Source organism: Hymenobacter cheonanensis, assembly GCF_030581075.1.
Lineage (GTDB): Bacteria > Bacteroidota > Bacteroidia > Cytophagales > Hymenobacteraceae > Hymenobacter.
Genome location: NZ_JAUQSW010000011.1, coordinates 1 through 13,129 on the forward strand (window position 1 = coordinate 1; position 13,129 = coordinate 13,129).

At 63.6% G+C, this 13,129-nt stretch carries 13 protein-coding genes; all 13 read right to left on the reverse strand.

Going from position 1 to position 13,129, the window contains the following annotated elements; translation table 11 throughout:
• Positions 1-24: 24 nt before the first annotated feature.
• A complete protein-coding gene (locus tag Q5H89_RS18395) occupies positions 25-216 on the reverse strand; it encodes a hypothetical protein (RefSeq protein ID WP_305020816.1) in 192 nt (63 codons plus the stop codon).
• 290 nt (positions 217-506) lie between these two features.
• The gene (locus Q5H89_RS18400; protein ID WP_369810681.1) at positions 507-2,054 is read right to left on the reverse strand and encodes a carbon-nitrogen hydrolase family protein; all 1,548 of its coding nucleotides are present in this window, start codon (positions 2,052-2,054) and stop codon (positions 507-509) included.
• A 299-nt stretch (positions 2,055-2,353) separates the two neighbouring features.
• Positions 2,354-3,490, reverse strand: coding sequence for a T9SS type A sorting domain-containing protein (locus Q5H89_RS18405; protein WP_305020818.1), 1,137 nt, complete (start codon positions 3,488-3,490; stop codon positions 2,354-2,356).
• Between the two features lie 94 nt (positions 3,491-3,584).
• Positions 3,585-4,250 (reverse strand): 3-oxoacid CoA-transferase subunit B, encoded by a 666-nt coding sequence (locus tag Q5H89_RS18410; protein ID WP_305020819.1) that lies wholly within the window; start codon positions 4,248-4,250, stop codon positions 3,585-3,587.
• A gap of 39 nt (positions 4,251-4,289) precedes the next feature.
• Complete coding sequence (locus tag Q5H89_RS18415) at positions 4,290-5,603, reverse strand: serine hydrolase domain-containing protein (RefSeq protein ID WP_305020820.1); 1,314 nt, start codon at positions 5,601-5,603, stop codon at positions 4,290-4,292.
• A 63-nt stretch (positions 5,604-5,666) separates the two neighbouring features.
• Positions 5,667-6,368: a CoA transferase subunit A gene (locus Q5H89_RS18420; RefSeq protein ID WP_305020821.1), complete on the reverse strand. Its 702-nt coding sequence runs from the start codon at positions 6,366-6,368 to the stop codon at positions 5,667-5,669.
• Positions 6,365-7,582 (reverse strand): carboxypeptidase-like regulatory domain-containing protein, encoded by a 1,218-nt coding sequence (locus Q5H89_RS18425; protein ID WP_305020822.1) that lies wholly within the window; start codon positions 7,580-7,582, stop codon positions 6,365-6,367. Before Q5H89_RS18425 ends, Q5H89_RS18420 begins: the two co-directional genes overlap by 4 nt.
• Before the next feature lie 61 nt (positions 7,583-7,643).
• On the reverse strand, positions 7,644-8,864 hold the full coding sequence (locus Q5H89_RS18430; protein ID WP_305020823.1) for a carboxypeptidase-like regulatory domain-containing protein: 1,221 nt from the start codon (positions 8,862-8,864) through the stop codon (positions 7,644-7,646).
• 82 nt (positions 8,865-8,946) lie between these two features.
• Positions 8,947-9,897: a bifunctional riboflavin kinase/FAD synthetase gene (locus Q5H89_RS18435; protein ID WP_305020824.1), complete on the reverse strand. Its 951-nt coding sequence runs from the start codon at positions 9,895-9,897 to the stop codon at positions 8,947-8,949.
• Between the two features lie 81 nt (positions 9,898-9,978).
• Positions 9,979-10,851, reverse strand: coding sequence for a tRNA pseudouridine(55) synthase TruB (gene truB, locus Q5H89_RS18440; protein ID WP_369810677.1), 873 nt, complete (start codon positions 10,849-10,851; stop codon positions 9,979-9,981).
• Positions 10,848-11,678, reverse strand: coding sequence for an undecaprenyl-diphosphate phosphatase (locus Q5H89_RS18445; protein WP_305020825.1), 831 nt, complete (start codon positions 11,676-11,678; stop codon positions 10,848-10,850). Before Q5H89_RS18445 ends, truB begins: the two co-directional genes overlap by 4 nt.
• A 137-nt stretch (positions 11,679-11,815) precedes the next feature.
• Positions 11,816-12,175 (reverse strand): DUF3098 domain-containing protein, encoded by a 360-nt coding sequence (locus tag Q5H89_RS18450; protein ID WP_305020826.1) that lies wholly within the window; start codon positions 12,173-12,175, stop codon positions 11,816-11,818.
• A gap of 6 nt (positions 12,176-12,181) precedes the next feature.
• The gene (locus Q5H89_RS18455; RefSeq protein WP_305020827.1) at positions 12,182-13,066 is read right to left on the reverse strand and encodes a cell division protein FtsX; all 885 of its coding nucleotides are present in this window, start codon (positions 13,064-13,066) and stop codon (positions 12,182-12,184) included.
• Positions 13,067-13,129 lie beyond the last annotated feature (63 nt).

The window sequence follows — 13,129 nt, forward strand, 5'->3', positions numbered from 1 at the left end:
GGCCGGGCGCCGTTCGTGGCTGCGCTAGGCCGGGCCGCCCGCGGGCGGGGCCATGCCGGCAGCGGGGGCCGGCAGCGGCGCGGCGGTGGCAGCCCCCGCCTTTGCGTTTTTAGAAGACTTGGTTTTGGTTTTTACAACCGTTTGCTGGGCGTGGGCGGCGGGGCCGGCTAGCAGCAAGGCGGCCAGCAGAGCCACCACCGAAAAAGACTTTTTCATAATGAAGGGGGGAAGAAAAATGGAAGGCGTTAGCAGTGCGTCGGCGGACTCCGGTTGCCCTTTCGACGATACAAAATTTCTATCGCCCCCTGAGGCTGGCCTGAAGCCCACATTAATTTTTCTTCAGCCTGGTTTGTGGTGCTGAGAAGCGCTCGCTGGCCGCTCGTCAACCTCACCCCCTAGTTCTCTGCTCGCTTGCGTAGGGAGGTCGGCGTGGGGTTAATGTACAAAGCAAACGCCCGCCCGCAGCTGGGCACTGCAAGCGGGCGTTCAATGAAAGTGGCTAGGGCCTAGCCGGCGGCTACTGCCTTGCGGCGGCTGGGCTTGGCGGCGGGCAGGCGCTCCTCGCCCTGGGCTAGTAATTCCTCGTCGCGCTCGGTCTTTTTGGGTATCCAACTCACGCCGTAGAGGTCCTTGCGGCGGTCGCGCAGGTTGCGCACGGCCCCACTGGTATTCAGGTCTTTAAGCAGGTCGAGGTCGAGGTCGGCGATGAGCGTCATCTCCGTATTGGGCGTGGCCTCGGCCACGATGGCGTCGTGCGGAAACGCAAAGTCGCTGGGGCTGAACACGGCCGACTGCGAGTACTGAATGTCCATGTTCTCGACGCGCGGCAGGTTGCCCACCGAGCCCGTAATGGCCACGTAGCACTCGTTTTCGATGGCGCGGGCCTGGGCGCAGATGCGCACGCGCTGGTAGGCATTCTTGGTGTCGGTCCAGAAGGGCACAAACAGAATTTTCATGCCCTCATCGCTCAGAATACGAGAGAGTTCCGGAAACTCCACATCGTAGCACACCAGGATGCCGATTTTGCCAAAGTCCGTGTCAAAGCACTTGATTTTGTCGCCGCCGCGCATGCCCCAGTAGCTGGCCTCGTCGGGCGTTACGTGCAGCTTGTACTGCTCGTCCACGGTGCCATCGCGCCGGCACAAGTAGCTCACATTGTAGAGCTTACCATCTTCGTAGAGCGGCATTGAGCCGGCAATTACGTTGATGTTGTAGCTCACGGCCAGCTCCATCATCCGCACCTTGATGGGCTCGGTGAAAGCCGCCATGCCCCGAATGGCCGCCGAGGCCGATTCCTCATTGGTAAGGGCCATCATGGGCGCGTTGAAAAACTCCGGAAACAGCACGCAGTCAGCCTTGTAGCCGCTCACGGTATCGACAAAGAACTCTATTTGCTGGAAGAAGTCCTCCAGGCTCTTGGTGGCGCGCATCTGCCACTGCACAATGCCGATGCGCACATTCGACTTCTGGTTGCCGATGAGCTTGTCAAACTCCTCGTCGTAGTACACATTAATCCACTCTAGTAGCGTAGCGTAAGCCTTTGACTCTGAGTCGTAAGGCAGGTAGCCACGGATAATTTTGCGCACGTAGAACTCGTTCGAGAGCTGGAACGTGAGGATGGGGTCGGTCAGCTCCTTGTTGCGCACCATCTCCACGTACTTGGCGGGCGTCATCTCGTTGGCATACTGGGCGTAGCCGGGAATGCGGCCGCCGGCTACCATCGCGCGCAGGTTCAGGCTCTCGCACAGCTCCTTGCGGGCGTCGTAGAGGCGGCGGCCCAGGCGCAGGCTGCGATACTCGGGGTCTACAAATACATCGACGCCGTAGAGCGTGTCGCCCTCCGCGTCGTGGGTGTCAAACTTGCCGTTGCCGGTGATTTTGGCGTAGGTGTGCTTATCGCCAAACTTGCTGTAATCCACGATGATAGCCAGGGCGGCGGCCACTACTTCACCATTGTCCTCGATGCAAATCTGGCCTTCCGGAAACTTGCGCAGCAGAGCCGCAAACTCGTCGGCCGTCCAGGCGCCCTCCATGTTGGAGTACACCTTTTCCATGATAGCCTTGATGGCCTTGAAGTCGTTGCGGCGCAGCTGGCGCAGCACCAGCTTGTGGGCCGGTACGGCGGTGGGCGTCAGGCGCTCATCAATGGCCGTGAGGGCGGGGCCTAGCTTATTGCCTTTTTTGGGGTGGTGCGCGCCGCCGGGGGCGGCCTTACCGTTGGAAGAAGTAGCCATACTAAATAGAAAAGTCGAACCGGATAAAGGGGCGGTAGTCAAAATTACCCCCGAAAAAACCCGCTGGCGGCGAGCCAGCGGGGTCTATAACGCCTAAACTGCCAGATAGGTGCGCATGTTCACTGCCGCACCACCCGGCGGGTGGCCGTGCCCCGGGCCGTAGTCACCGTGAGCAGCAGCACTCCCCGGAACGAGCCGAAGGTACCTGCATCGAGCACGAGCACGCCGCCAGGGCTGCTAGGGTAAGCTTTGGTAAATAGCTGCCGGCCAAGTAAATCGGTGCCCGAAACGGTGAGCGGGCCGCTGCCGGCCGGCACCACCAGCCGCAGCCCGGTGCCCACGGCCGAAGGATTGGGGTAGGCCCCGAGTACGGCGTCGGTGGCCGCGTCGCGGGCAGCTAGGCCCACAAAGCGCCGAAACACGTCGCGGTATTCCACGCTCGCTATTACCTCGCTGCCAGCCACAGCGGTGGTCGTGATGGTGAGCACTGGCACGTGCACGCCCTTGGCCAGCCACTTGTACTCGCGCACCAGCGGCAGCGTAAGGCCCTGGCCCGGCGCGCCGCCGAGGGCGATGCTGTCGTGGTCGGCCAGGGTCGTGACGACCCGCACTGCCTGAAACGTGCCGAAGGGCGTGGTAAGCGTGCCCCAGGCATCGGGCTGGTTGGTGCGCTGGCGCTTCTGGCTGAAGTAGCCGTTGCTGGCCAGGGCCACCGGCGTGGTTAGCAGCGAGTTGCTGACATCGGCCGCGTTGCCGTAGCTGATAGGAAAGCGGTAGATAACGTCTTGCTGCGCCCGGCTGGCGTAGGTAACCGGCACGGCCGTGCCGCTGATAGTGCCGCCGTAGCCTACCAGCCGGTAGTCGGCGCTCGACACGGCCGAAAACTCCAGCGGGTCGGTGACGGGCAATGTGCCCGCCGCGGCCGGCAAGCCCTGCGGCGACACCAGCGTGGCGCGCGTATCGGGGCTGAAAAAAGCGTTGTTAAATGTCAGCTGTAGGAGCGTACCGGCGGCGGTGCTCACGTTGTTGTAGCGCACCACGCGCTGCGCGGTGGCTACCAGGCCCGCATAGTTCCAGGTTTGGTTGGCGCCGTTGCGGCTCAGGGGCGGGGCGCTGGCCGGCAGCGCCGGGCTAGCCTGGCTCAGGCGCAGCGAATCGCCCACCACCGGCATATCGGCCGCCGTGATGCTGGGCGAGGTTTGGGCCAGCGCGGGGCTAGCCAACAGGGCGAAGGGCAGAAGTAGCGAGTAGCGCATAAAAAAGTAGGAGAAGCTTTAGCTTGCCAGCGTCAGCCGAGGCGTAGAGCTAAGCCGAAGAGCCTGACAAAGAACGCGCAAGCTAAAGCTTACGCTACACGCCCGTCATTTCGGGCACCTGCTCATCGGGCACGGGTACCAGCAGGCGGCCGGCCGTGGCGGCCCGTATCTGGGCCACGCTCACGCCGGGGGCGCGCTCGCGCAGCACAAAGCCGTCGGGTGTCACGTCGAGCACGGCCAGCTCGGTCACGATTTTCTTCACGCAGTGCAGGCCCGTGATGGGCAACGTGCAGGCGGGCAGCAGCTTGCTAGAGCCGTCGCGCGCCACGTGCTGCATGGCCACGATAATGTTTTTGGCCGAGGCCACGAGGTCCATCGCGCCGCCCATGCCCTTCACCATCTTGCCCGGAATCTTCCAGTTGGCAATGTCGCCGCGCTCGCTCACCTCCATGGCGCCCAGGATGGTGAGGTCCACGTGCTCGCCGCGAATCATGCCAAATGAGTCGGCCGACGAGAAAATGCTGGAGCCCGGCAGCGTGGTCACCGTCTGCTTGCCGGCGTTGATGAGGTCGGGGTCTACCTCGCTTTCCGTCGGGAAAGGCCCCATGCCAAGCAGGCCGTTTTCAGATTGCAGCTCGACGCTGATGCCCGGTGGAATATAGTTGGCCACCAGCGTGGGGATGCCGATACCAAGGTTCACGTAGGAATTATCCTGTACTTCTTGCGCGATGCGCCGGGCAATGCCGTGTTTGTCTAACATGGAGTGGAGTGGAGTGCAGTGGGGAGAGGAAAGTTCGCGCTACTTGGCCTGGCGCTTGGCTAGGGCCGCGTACACGGTTTTGCGGAAGCGCGGTACCAGGTCGGGCGTGTTGTTGTGCGGAAATTTCTGGGTGTAGAGCAGCACCACGAGGTGCTCCTTGGGGTCAACCCAGTAGTCGGTGCCAAAGGCACCGCCCCACTCGTAGCTGCCCACCGACTGCCCGGTTTGGGCCGCGCCGGCCGGCGTCACGATGCTGAAGCCCAGCCCAAACTTGTTGAGGCCCTGGGTCACGTCGCCAATCTGGTTCTGCGTCATCAGGGCCACGGTGCTGGGCTTCAGCAGGCGGTGGCCGCCGTAGGTGCCGCCGTTCAGCAGCATCTGCAAAAAGACGGCGTAGTCGTCGATGGTAGACGACAGGCCCCCGCCGCCCGAAAAGTACGTGCCCGCCTGGTTCGGAAAGTCGGGCCGCAGGTTCAGCATTCCCGAAGCCGGCATGGGCACGGTGCGCCCCTGGTACTCGGTGTAGAGCGGCACGAGGCGGCGCTGGCGGTCGGCGGGCAGGTAGAAATAGGTATCGGTCATGCCCAGCGGCTCAAACACGCGGGCGCGCAGGTACTGGTCGAGCGGCTGGCCGCTCAGCACCTCAATCAGGCGGCCCAGCACATCCACGCTCAGGCCGTAGGTGAAGCGCGCGCCGGGCTGGTGCATCAGCGGCTGGCGGGCCAGCGCATCGATGGCGGGGGCTAGGGTGCCCGGCGGCGAGCCCACCCCCGACGGCACGTGCGCCTTGGCATAGATGGCCCGCGCCTCGGCCGAGCCAATTACCGCGTAGCCAATGCCCGAGGTGTGCGTCAGCAGCTGCCGGATGGTAATCTCGCTGCGCGCCGGCACCGTCGTAAAGGTGGTGTCCTTGGCGTTGAAGGTGGCTAGCACCCGCGGGTGGGCAAAGGCCGGCAGGTACTTCGAGATGGGGTCATCTAGTTGAAACTTGCCCTGGTCATACAATTCCATCAGCCCCACGCTCGTGATGGCCTTGGTTTGGGAGGCAATGCGCTCGATGGCGTTGGGGCGCAGCGGCGTTTTGGCCTGGGCATCGGCGTAGCCGAAAGCCTGGCGGTACACCACCTTGCCATCGCGGGCCACCAGGGCAATCACGCCTGGCAGGCGGCCATCGGCCACGTAGCCTTGCAGCAGTTGGTCAAGCTTTTTTAGGCCTTCGGGGCTCACACCTACGCTGGCGGGCGCTGCCGCCGGCAGCAGCGCCGGGCTGCCGGCAGCCGGCTGCGCCCAGCCAGGGGTAGCAGTGCCCAAGGTGCCGAGCATCAGCAGCCCGGCAAACAGGTTTTTTCTCATAGCTGCCATCTGCAAAGGGGGTAAACTGAAGGGCAAGGTCGACACCGCTGCCCAAAACCCGGGCTAGGCGGTGGCCCGCACCGTGCGCTGCTCAATCCGCTTCTCGTAGTGCTGGCCCTGAAAAATGCGCTGCACAAAAATGCCCGGCGTGTGAATCTGGTTGGGGTCAAGCTCACCGGCGGGCACCAGCTCTTCCACCTCGGCCACGGTGATTTTGCCGGCCGTGGCCATCATGGGGTTGAAGTTGCGGGCCGTGCCCTTGTAGATGAGGTTGCCGGCGGTGTCGCCTTTCCAGGCTTTTACCAGGGCAAAATCGGCGTGCAGGGCCGTTTCGAGCAGGTACATTTTGCCGTTGAACTCGCGGCTTTCCTTGCCTTCGCCCACCTCGGTGCCGTAGCCGGCCGGGGTGTAAAAAGCCGGAATGCCCGCCCCGCCGGCCCGGCAGCGCTCGGCCAGGGTGCCCTGCGGAATCAATTCCACCTCCAGCTCGCCGGCCAGTAGCTGCCGCTCAAACTCGGCATTTTCGCCCACGTAGCTCGAAATCATCTTGCGGACCTGGCGCTTTTGCAGCAGCAGGCCAATGCCGAAGTCATCGACGCCCGCGTTGTTGGAGATGCAGGTCAGGTCTTTCACGCCGAGGCGCAGCAGCTCCTGAATGGCGTTTTCGGGAATGCCGCACAGGCCGAAGCCGCCGAGCATCAGGGTCATGCCGTCGGTGAGGCCCGCGAGGGCGGCCCGGGCGTCGGCCACAGTTTTGGTTATCATGGGTGGGAGGAAGAGCCGGGGGGCAAGTAATTAACGGGCAAAAATTCACCCATTTTTTCGAAACCCCAGTACCCGTCGGTGAATACGGCCAGCGGATTGGCCAGTTGGCCGTTGGGCTCAATCTCTATTTCGCGCTGCATCAGCACCAGCTGCGACACCTGCCTATCCTGCGGCAGGGGCGGCGCCGCGCCGCGCGCGTAGCGCGCGGGCTGGGGGTGGTAGTTGGCATCGGGGCCGGCCAGCAGGTACGTCACCTGCAGGCGGTCGCGGAAGCGCAGCAACACCCGCTGGCCGCCGGGCGCCACGCGGCGCAGGCTGTCTACGTGCAGCGGCGTGGCGTAGAGCAGCGCAAAGCTAGGCGGCACCCCGGCCCAGCGGCCCAGCGAATCCTGCTCGGCGGCCGAGTAGGCGCGGGGCTGCCGCAGCAGCGCCCGGCGCAGGCTGTCGGCGCGGGCAAAGCGCGGGTTGGGCACAATGCGCAACCGCCGGGCCACAAAGCCCTGGGCCGTGAGCTGGCTATCGCGCAGGCTGCGAAAAAAATGGGTGGGCGAGCCCAGGTAAGCCTGCGCACGGTTGGCCGCCCACTGGCGGCGCTGCCGCTCCGAGCGGGGCGTCATCTCCTCAAATACCGGCTGGCCGTAGAACGTGACGACCTGCCGGGTGAAGTTGCAAGTGAAGTGCAGCCCATAGTATCGCACGCGGTAGCCCAGCGCCTGGTTATCGACCTGCACAAACTTATTGGCCCTGGCCGTAAGCTCGTTGGCCTCAGCATCGAAATCGACCAGCACATCGTCGGGATTGCGGATGCGGCACTGGCGCGAAAACGTGCTCTGGCCTAAAAACAGGTCAGTGAATTTCTGGTAGTCGCTGGCCCGGTTGGGGTTGGGGCGCACTACCACCTCGCCCAGCTGGTTGGCCGTGGGGGCCAGCCGCAGCGTCAGCTGCTGCGGCACCTCGGTTACTTTAATGGTTTGGCGGGCCAGCCGGTAGCCCACGTAGGAAGCTACTAGGTCGTAGGTGCCGGCCGGTACCCGGGCAAACTCAAACGTGCCTTGTTCGGTGGTGGTAACGCCTAGCGTGGTATTGGCCAGAAACACGCTGGCAAAAGCCAGCGGCTGGTGCGTCACCGAATCCTGCACCACGCCGCTGAGGCGGCCCTGGCCCAGGGCCAGCCCCGGCAGCAGCAAACAGAAAAAGGCCAGGAGCGTGCGCATCTGGCAAGCATTTACCCAGCAGCTCGGGCAAAAGTTGCGCGCCCGCCCTGGCCGGGCGGGCCTACTTGGCGGGCGCCGGGGCTAGCGCGGGCGGCTGGTAGTCGAGGGGCAAAAACTCACCCATCTTCTCAAAGCCCCAGTACTCGCCGGTCGAGATATCGGCCGGGTTGCGCAGCGCGCCGTTGGGCCGGATTTCGGCTTCCCGGGTTTGCAGGCGCAGGCGCGACACCTCGCGCTTGGCGGGGTAGGGCTGCTTGCGCGGCTCGGGGCCCAGCGTGGCCATGGGAGTGGTGTAGTTGGCGTCGGGCGCCTCGCCAAAATGGGCCACTTGCAGCTCGCCCGTGAAGCGCAGAAACACGCGGCCATCGCTGGCCACGCGGCGCAGGCTGTCGAGCGGGCGGGCGGCCGGGTAAAGCGTGGCAAACGCGGGGTCGAGCTTGCCCAGCACTGCCAGCGAATCCTGCTCGGCATCGGTGAGCGAGCCGGCCGGGCGGCGCAGCAAGGGCTCCAGCCGCTGGAAGCGTGGGTTGGGCGTGAGGCGCACCTGCTGGGCCAGGAAGCCATTGGCGCGCAGCTGGCCGGCGTACACACTGCGCACGAAGTGCGGAAACGAGCCCACGTAGGCCGTGGCGCGGTTGGCCTCCCACTGCCGCTGCTGGGCCGCATCGCGGGGCGTCATTTCCTCAAATACCGGCTGACCGCTGAAGGCAGTGAAGTCCGTTTCGGGGTTGTAGGTGAAAAACATGCCGAAGTACTTGAGGCGGTAGCCCAGCGCCTCGTTTTCGACCTGCACAAAGTTCTTGGCCGCCGCCGTCAGTTCCTTGGTCGAGTCGTTGGTATACACCACGATATCCTTGGGGTTGGTGATGTGGCACTGCTGCGAAAACGTGCTTTCGCCCAGAAAGAAATCGCTGAATTTCTTGAAGTCCTCGGCCCGGTGCGGGTTGGCCTCCACCACCACTTCGCCCAGCTGCGGCCCGGAGGAAGCCAGCAGCAGCGTTACTTGCTGCGGCGCGGCGCCCTTGCCAATGGTAATAGACTGCTTGCTAAGCCGGTAGCCCACGTAGGAGCCCACCACATCGTAGGAGCCAGCGGGTACCTTCGGAAACTCAAACCGGCCCTGCTCGTCGGTAGTGGCCCCGAGTGTGGTATTGGCCAGAAACACACTGGAAAAAGCCAGCGCCTGGTGGGTGGCCGAATCCTGCACCACGCCGCTGAGGCGGCCCTGGCCCAGGGCTAGCCCCGGCAGCAGCAAAAGAAGGAAAGCAAGCGTTTTGTGCATAGTAGCTCAAGAATAGGAAGCGGCCCGCCGCCCGGCGGGCGCCGGGCGGGGCCCAGGCAATAGTCGGGCCGAGGCTGCGCGTCTAGCCGCCGAGCGCCGCCCGCGTGGCCTGCGCATCGAGCGCCAGCTGGGCCGTGAGGGCGGCCAGGCCGTCGTACTTTTCCTCGCCCCGCAACCAGGCAACGAACTCCAGCGTCAGGAATTGCCCATACAAGTCGCCGCTGAAGTCAAGTAGGTTAACCTCAATGGTTTGGGCTAGCCCCTCGCCAATAGTAGGCCGCACCCCAATGCTGAGCATAGCCAGGTGCCGGGTGCCCGCCGCCGTGGTGGCCCACACCGCGTAAATACCCTGGGCGGGCACCAGCTTCAGGGTTGAGGGCACGTCGAGGTTGGCGGTGGGGTAGCCGATGGTGCGGCCCAGCTGCTGGCCCGTCACCACCAGACCCGTTACCGGGTAGTGGTATCCCAGGTAAGCGGTGGCGGTGGCCACGTCGCCGGCCCGTAGCGCCCGCCGGATGCGGGTGCTGCTCACGCCCACGGCGTCCACGTCCTGGCGCGGAATTTCCTCTACCGTGAAGCCGTAGCGCGCGGCATTTTGGGTGAGGTAGTCGAAGCCGCCCTCCCGGTTTTTGCCAAAGCGGTGGTCGTAGCCGATAACCAAATGCCTGGTGCCCACTATTTTGAGCAGCAGCTCCTGGATGTACTGCTCCGACGTCCAGTCCGCAAACTCGCGGGTGAAGGGCATCACCAGCAGGTAGTCCACGCCGTGCTGGGCTAGCCGGGCGGCGCGCTCCTCTAAGGTGTTGAGCAGCTGCAATTCCAGCAGCTCGGGGTGCGAGGGCGGCGGGCCCAGCACCAGGCGCGGGTGAGGCCAGTAGGTAATGACCACGGCCGGGCCGCCCACCGCATCGGCCACCTGCCGCAGCCGCGCCAATATGCGCTGGTGGCCCAGGTGCACACCGTCGAAGGTGCCGCTCGTCACCACGGCGTCGGCCAGGGCCGGGAAGTCGGCAGGGTCAGTAATAACAACCATAAATCACGGATTAGCACGGATTATAGCGGATTGCACGGATTTTGTGGACGCTGCTGCCGCTTGGTTTTGGTACCGCAATAATTACGCAGATTCGGACGGGTGCGGCGAATCCAGCGTTGGCGCATCCGATTTGGCCGGCGCCCCGGCCTGCTGGCTAGCGTAGTAGTCGAGGCCCGCGCGCGCCACCTTAATGCGCTCGCGGCGCGGGCGGTCGCCGGGGCGCGGGGTGGCCTCGGTACCTTCAGCTACTTCTGGCCGCTCGGGACGGGGCGGGCGCAGGGCCTGCACCTCGGCCACGGTCCAGGCGTCGGCCAGGCGGTGCTCGCCAATGCGGGTGCGCACCAGCCGCGTGAGGTGGGCGCCGGTGCCCAGCACCGCGCCCAGGTCGCGGGCCAGGCTGCGGATGTAGGTACCCTTCGAGCACACCACCCGAAAATCAATGTCGGGCAGCTCGATGCGCGTGATGTCAAACACCTTAATATCTACCGTTTTCGACTTGATTACCGCCTCCTCGCCCTTGCGGGCCAGCTCGTAGGCACGCTGCCCATCCACTTTCACTGCGGAAAACAGCGGCGGCGTCTGCTCGATTTTGCCCAGAAACGTGGCTGCCGCGGCCCGGATTTCCTCGGCCGTGAGGTGGGCGTAGGGCTGCTCACGGTCCACGGGCGTTTCGAGGTCGAAGCTCGGCGTAGTTTGGCCTAGCCGGAAGGTGCCCTCGTATTCTTTTTCCTGCGCCTGAATCTGGTCTATGTCCTTGGTTTTCTTGCCGGTGCAGAGAATAAGCAGGCCCGTGGCCAGCGGGTCGAGGGTGCCGGCGTGGCCGATTTTGCGCGGGCGCAACGTGTTTTTCACCTTGCGCACCACGTCAAACGAGGTCCAGGTCAGCGGCTTATCGAGCAGCAGCACTTCGCCCTTTTCAAAGTCGAAATCTGCCAGTTGTTTCTTCTCACTCATACCAATTCTAGATTCAGGCCCAGCCCGAGCATCAGCAACAGCAGCGCGCCCACAATGATGCGGTAGATGCCAAACGCCCGAAAGCCATACTTGGCCACAAAGCCCACAAACAGCCGGATGGCCAGCAGCGCCACCACAAAGGCCACCACATTGCCCAGCACCAGCAGCTTCACCTCCTGGCCCGAAAACAAGTGCCCTAGCGTGATGCCCTGGGTATGCGCCGCTTTGTAGTAGTCATAAATGTCCTTCACGGCCGCCGCCGCCATCGTAGGCATGGCCAGGAAAAACGCAAACTCGGCCGCCGCCCGGCGCGTGAGCTTTTGGGTGAGGCCGCCGATGATGGTGGCCGCCGAGCGGCTCACGCCCGGTACCACGGCCAGGCACTGAAACAAGCCGATAATGAAAGCCTCTTTCCAGCTAGGGTTCGTAACCGGGTGGCCGCCTTCCTGCGGGTCTTCCTGCGGAAACCACTTATCCACAAACAGCAGCACGATGCCGCCCAGCAGCAGCATGACGGCCACCGTCGTCACCGATTCGAGCAGGGCGTCGATGTGCTTTTTGAGGGCTAGCCCCACCACCACGATGGGCAGAAAGGCTACCAGTAATTTCAGGTAAAAATCGAAGCTCTGAAAAAAGCGCTTCCAGTACACCACCAGCACCGAGAGGATGGCGCCAAGCTGAATCACGACCAGAAAGAGCTTCACGAACGGTGTGGCCTCGATGCCCAGCAGCTTGGAAGCGATAATCATGTGGCCGGTGCTGGAAACGGGTAGAAATTCAGTAATTCCTTCCACAATAGCCAGCAAAAGAGCCTGCCAGTAAGTCATTATTCGTTGCGTAGTTGGTGATAATTAATTCTACTCTGTCATTGCGAGCAAAGCGAAGCAACCGCATCCGAACAGCTCGTTCTGAGGCGATTGCTTCGCTTTGCTTTGCTCGCAACAACAGTAGTGTAAAAAGGAGCCTAGCCGGGGCGCTTGTAGGCGGGCTTGGCCGGGCGCGGGGGCACGGGGGCGGTGGGCGCCGGGGCGCTGGCTACCGGCTGGGTCAGGGGCTGGGCAGCCTCGGCCAGGGGCGTGGGGGCGGGGGCCACCGGCACCTCTTCGCCAGGGTTGCTGCGCACCAGAATGGCCGCGAACTCAATTACGAAGCCCACAAACAGCAGAATTGGCCCTAGCGTGAGGCCTAGAAAGCCCTCGCCGTAGTCGGCGCCATCGAGCATCATCGTGATGAAGCCGACGGCCAGCACGGCCAGCCCGAGCCACATCAGGCGGTAGTTGCGGGGGCCGAAGGCAAAGCGCGGGGCCGGAGTAGTTGGTTGCATAGCAGGTTAATAAAGCTCGTCGAGCGATACGTTCAGGTATTTATTTACGGCCCAGTACGAGCTGAGAAAGCCGATGGCCGTGCCCAGCCCCAGCACCCCCAGCAGCAGCAGGCCGATGAGGTGGTCGTCGCGCAACAGGCGCAGCTGGGCAATTTCGAGGTAGGCGTATTGCAGTAAGCTCAGCAGCAGCAGCGCGGCCAGAAAGCCGCTGGCCAGCCCCTGCCAGGTGGCCCGCCGAATAAACGGCTGCCGGATAAAGAACCGCGTGGCCCCCACGAGTTGCATGGAGCGGATAAGCAGCCGCTGCGAAAACATGGCCAGCTTAATGGTATTGTTAATCAAAATAACCACCACAAGCACGAGCACGGCCGCGAAGCCCAGCAGCAGCAAGCTTACCCTAGCTAGGTTCTGATTGATGCTGGTAAAGAGGCTTTTGGGGTACTGCACCTCAAACACGCCGCGCTGCTGGCCCAGGCTGCGGCCCAGCAGGCGCAGGTGGGTGGTGTCGGTGTACTCGGGCTTGATTTTGAGGGCGTAGGCGTCGCGCAACGGGTTGTCATCCAAGAAGTTGTGGAAGTCCTCGCCAGTAGTTTCGAGCAGCTGGCGGGCACCTTCCTCCTTGCTCACGAAGCGCACCTGCGGGCGGCCATTCTGCTCGGCCACGTAGGGCTGGTGCTCCAGGTCCTGCTGCAGGCGCAGCAGTTCGGTTTCGGGCAGGTTGCGCTCCAGGTACACCTGCACTTCCAGGTTTTCGCGCACCTGCTCGCTTAGCTTGTGAGCGTGCAGCAGCAGCAGGCCAAACAACCCGATGACAGTAAGCGCCAGCGTGATGCTGAACACCACCAGCAGGGTAGGGTAAGAGCCGAGTTTCTTTTTGCGGGGCCGGGCCATAGGGGCGCAAAGGTACGCCGGGCATTTAATCGCCTGTCATTGCGAGCGCACCGAAGTGAAGCG

Excerpts from the sequence above, each read along its gene's own strand:
- Q5H89_RS18395 (WP_305020816.1), bottom strand. The coding sequence starts at position 216 with ATGAAAAAGTCTTTTTCGGTGGTGGCTCTGCTGGCCGCCTTGCTGCTA.
- Q5H89_RS18400 (WP_369810681.1), bottom strand. The coding sequence starts at position 2,054 with ATGGAAAAGGTGTACTCCAACATGGAGGGCGCCTGGACGGCCGACGAG.
- Q5H89_RS18405 (WP_305020818.1), bottom strand. The coding sequence starts at position 3,490 with ATGCGCTACTCGCTACTTCTGCCCTTCGCCCTGTTGGCTAGCCCCGCG.
- Q5H89_RS18410 (WP_305020819.1), bottom strand. The coding sequence starts at position 4,250 with ATGTTAGACAAACACGGCATTGCCCGGCGCATCGCGCAAGAAGTACAG.
- Q5H89_RS18415 (WP_305020820.1), bottom strand. The coding sequence starts at position 5,603 with ATGAGAAAAAACCTGTTTGCCGGGCTGCTGATGCTCGGCACCTTGGGC.
- Q5H89_RS18420 (WP_305020821.1), bottom strand. The coding sequence starts at position 6,368 with ATGATAACCAAAACTGTGGCCGACGCCCGGGCCGCCCTCGCGGGCCTC.
- Q5H89_RS18425 (WP_305020822.1), bottom strand. The coding sequence starts at position 7,582 with ATGCGCACGCTCCTGGCCTTTTTCTGTTTGCTGCTGCCGGGGCTGGCC.
- Q5H89_RS18430 (WP_305020823.1), bottom strand. The coding sequence starts at position 8,864 with ATGCACAAAACGCTTGCTTTCCTTCTTTTGCTGCTGCCGGGGCTAGCC.
- Q5H89_RS18435 (WP_305020824.1), bottom strand. The coding sequence starts at position 9,897 with ATGGTTGTTATTACTGACCCTGCCGACTTCCCGGCCCTGGCCGACGCC.
- truB (WP_369810677.1), bottom strand. The coding sequence starts at position 10,851 with ATGAGTGAGAAGAAACAACTGGCAGATTTCGACTTTGAAAAGGGCGAA.
- Q5H89_RS18445 (WP_305020825.1), bottom strand. The coding sequence starts at position 11,678 with ATGACTTACTGGCAGGCTCTTTTGCTGGCTATTGTGGAAGGAATTACT.
- Q5H89_RS18450 (WP_305020826.1), bottom strand. The coding sequence starts at position 12,175 with ATGCAACCAACTACTCCGGCCCCGCGCTTTGCCTTCGGCCCCCGCAAC.
- Q5H89_RS18455 (WP_305020827.1), bottom strand. The coding sequence starts at position 13,066 with ATGGCCCGGCCCCGCAAAAAGAAACTCGGCTCTTACCCTACCCTGCTG.